2 protein-coding genes are annotated in these 3,182 nt (G+C 44.7%); one reads left to right on the forward strand and one right to left on the reverse strand.

What is annotated here, in order from left to right:
• Window positions 1-116: 116 nt before the first annotated feature.
• On the reverse strand, window positions 117-881 hold the full coding sequence (locus ACM0OX_RS35375; RefSeq protein WP_193945782.1) for a DeoR/GlpR family DNA-binding transcription regulator: 765 nt from the start codon (window positions 879-881) through the stop codon (window positions 117-119).
• 296 nt (window positions 882-1,177) lie between these two features.
• Between ACM0OX_RS35375 and ACM0OX_RS35380 the strand changes: the two genes are divergently transcribed.
• Window positions 1,178-3,097 carry a transketolase C-terminal domain-containing protein gene (locus ACM0OX_RS35380; RefSeq protein ID WP_414519844.1) on the forward strand — a complete coding sequence of 640 codons (1,920 nt, stop codon included), beginning with the start codon at window positions 1,178-1,180 and terminating at the stop codon, window positions 3,095-3,097.
• Window positions 3,098-3,182: the final 85 nt, after the last annotated feature.

Raw genomic sequence — 3,182 nt, forward strand, 5'->3', positions numbered from 1 at the left:
AGGTGATAGGTGACAGGTGATAGGTGACAGGTGATAGGTGACAGGTGATAGGTGACAGGGAATAATCTGTACCCTCTTACCTGTACCCTATTCCCTTATTCAGTGCCTTCATCAGATTATTCGTGTTCATCACGTATAATTGTTAAACCTAAAGCTTTGTAGGCACTCAACATATTATTAGATACTGTTGGTGCAGTTACTAGGTAAGTCAGGGCATGAATAGACTCCACGAGATAAGGAGCAGCCGTGTCTAATTTTTCTGCCGTCACTAATCCGACTACCTCAGCCGAGCCAGCAATCATGGCTCTTTTGACATGGGCTTCGTCTAAGTTAGGTACACTAATCCCAACTTCTGGATGCAAACTGCAAACCCCTAACATGCACAAATCTGCACGAATCATCCGTAATGTCTCAATTGTGACAGTACCCACGTTCACCAAAGCTTTTTTGTAGAGTTGTCCACCTAACATCACAACTTCTATATGGGGATGTTCTGCTAAAGCAACTGCTATTGGCGGACTATTTGTGATCACTGTTGCGTGCAAATCTAGGGGCAAATGACGGGTTACTTGGAGAGTTGTCGTACCTCCGTCTAAAATCACCACTTGTCCTGTACAAACTAATTTTGCTGCTGTCCGAGCGATCGCTTCCTTTTCTTTTGGCGCTTGCTTTTGGCGATCGGCATAACTGGCGGTGGCTGGAGATTTGAGGAGCGCTCCCCCATGAACGCGTTGCAATAGTCCCGTTTCTGCCAGTTCTCGCAAATCTCGGCGAATCGTATCCTCAGAAACTTTGAGAACAGCACTAAGTTCTGTCGAAAGTACCTTTTTATCACGACGCAGAATTTCTAAGATGAATTGTCGTCGTTCAGCAGTTAGCATAATTAATTTTCCTGAAAATGCGTTTTTGGACTTGAAATTGCATGTTTGTGAGTTTATACTTATTGATATGCAAGTTTTTGTACGGTAATCCGTAACTTCAATTGAATTCAAGCACATTCATGCACAATTGAATGTATTTATTTTCGCATTTGATGAAATCACACAGTTCCACAACGGTTCCGAGTGGTTAACTTGAGCTTGGATAATTGTTGCCCAATCTGGGTTTTAACAATTTTTTTTGTAGTGCGATCGCGCATTCGGTCTGTTCAAATTGTTTTTTATTCAATCAATAAACCATGACTACTATTAATACCCAATTTCCGATCGATCTCGGTGCTTACCAATTTTTAGCGCTCAATCCAGCAAATTCCAGCCTTACCGCCCAACAGCGAGAGACTCTAAAAGCGAATATTCAACTCTGCCGGGATGCGATCGTCTTTTTTACGGCGACTGGCGCTGCTAGTGGAGTGGGTGGCCATACTGGTGGCCCATACGATACAGTGCCAGAGGTGATGATTCTCGATGCCTTTTTCCGGGGAGCATCAGAGCAATTTGTGCCGATTTTCTTCGATGAAGCAGGACATCGAGTCGCCACCCAATATCTAATGGCAACCTTGCATGGTGACTTACCTGCCGAGCAACTTTTACGTTATCGGCAAGCACATTCCAATTTACCGGGACACCCGGAACTAAAACTAACTCCTGGTGTGAAATTTAGTTCTGGCCGCCTGGGGCATATTTGGCCTTACATCAATGGTGTGGCAATGGCGAATCCAGGCAAAGCTGTTTTCTGTCTTGGTTCTGATGGTTCGCAGCAAGAAGGCAATGATGCTGAAGCTGCTCGCTTGGCTGTTGCTCAACATCTCAACGTCAAGCTGCTTATTGATGACAATGATGTAACGATCGCTGGACATCCTTCTAAATATTTACCTGGTTTCAGCGTAGCCAAAACCTTAGAAGGCCACGGTTTGAAAGTACTTCAGGGAAACGGGGAAGACTTAGACGATTTATACCGTCGTATTTGCGAAGCTGTGAATACTCCCGGAGCGATCGCTATTATCAATAAACGTCCGATGTGTCCTGGAATTGAAGGTTTAGAAGGTTCCACTCATGGGCATGATGTAATTCCTGTAGATTTAGCAGTTAAGTATCTAGAATCTCGCGGACAAACTGCGGCTGTCGAATACCTTAAAAGTATTGAGAAACCCAAACAAACATATACATTTCTGGGTTCCAGTGATAAATGGGGCGCTAACCGTAATGTGTTTGGTGAAGCCGTGGTGGGTGTTCTTGGTCGCATGAGTGAGGCGGAGCGTAAAGAAAAAGTCATGGTCATTGATAGCGACCTAGAAGGCTCCTGCGGTTTGAAGAAAATTCATGAAACATATCCAGAAATATTTATTTCCTCCGGGATTATGGAACGGAGCAACTTCTCTGCGGCTGCTGGATTCGGGATGGACGAGGGCAAGCAAGGTATTTTTGCCACCTTCAGCGCCTTCTTAGAAATGTGTATCTCAGAAATCACGATGGCACGGCTGAACTATTCCAATGTTCTGTGTCATTTTTCCCATGCGGGTATAGATGATATGGCAGATAACAGCTGCCACTTTGGTATAAATAATATGTTTGCCGACAATGGCTTGGATGATGGCTACCCAACACAGTTATACTTCCCGGCAGATACTAATCAAATGACAGCTTGTGTAGAAGCTGTGTTTTTTGAGCCTGGACTGCGGTTTATTTTCTCCACCCGTTCCAAAGTACCCAATATTCAGGACAGCAACGGCAATGACTTCTTTGGAAGTGGCTACAAATTTGTTCCCGGTAAAGATGAGGTTATACGAGAGGGGACGCAAGGCTACATCATCAGTTTTGGCGATGCTCTCTACCGTGCCGTTGATGCTGTAGAGCGTCTTAAACAAGAAGGGTTAGACGTTGGTTTAATTAACAAACCAACTTTAAACACCATTGATGAAGAAATGATTACTAAAGTTGGTAATGCTCCTTTTGTCCTTGTAGTAGAAGCCTTCAACCGTCGTACAGGCTTAGGCAGCCGTTTCGGTTCTTGGCTACTAGAGCGGGGGTTGACTCCCAAATATGCCCATCTCGGAACTTATAAAGAAGGTTGCGGCGGTTTGTGGGAACAGTACCCATATCAAGGTATCGATCCAGTCGGCATTATCAACAAGGTAAAGGAGTTAGTTGGAAAAAGTTAATTCATGTATTAGGGCATAGCAGGGGAGCAGGGGAGAAGTTGCAGTAAGTCTTTCCCCTCTGCCCCTCTGCCCCTCTGCCCCTCTG

The sequence above is a fragment of the Nostoc sp. PCC 9305 genome (genome assembly GCF_963920915.1).
Lineage (GTDB): Bacteria > Cyanobacteriota > Cyanobacteriia > Cyanobacteriales > Nostocaceae > Nostoc.

What these genes read in the sequence shown, in the direction of transcription:
- ACM0OX_RS35375 (WP_193945782.1), bottom strand. Translation starts at nt 881, where the DNA reads ATGCTAACTGCTGAACGACGACAATTCATCTTAGAAATTCTGCGTCGT.
- ACM0OX_RS35380 (WP_414519844.1), top strand. Translation starts at nt 1,178, where the DNA reads ATGACTACTATTAATACCCAATTTCCGATCGATCTCGGTGCTTACCAA.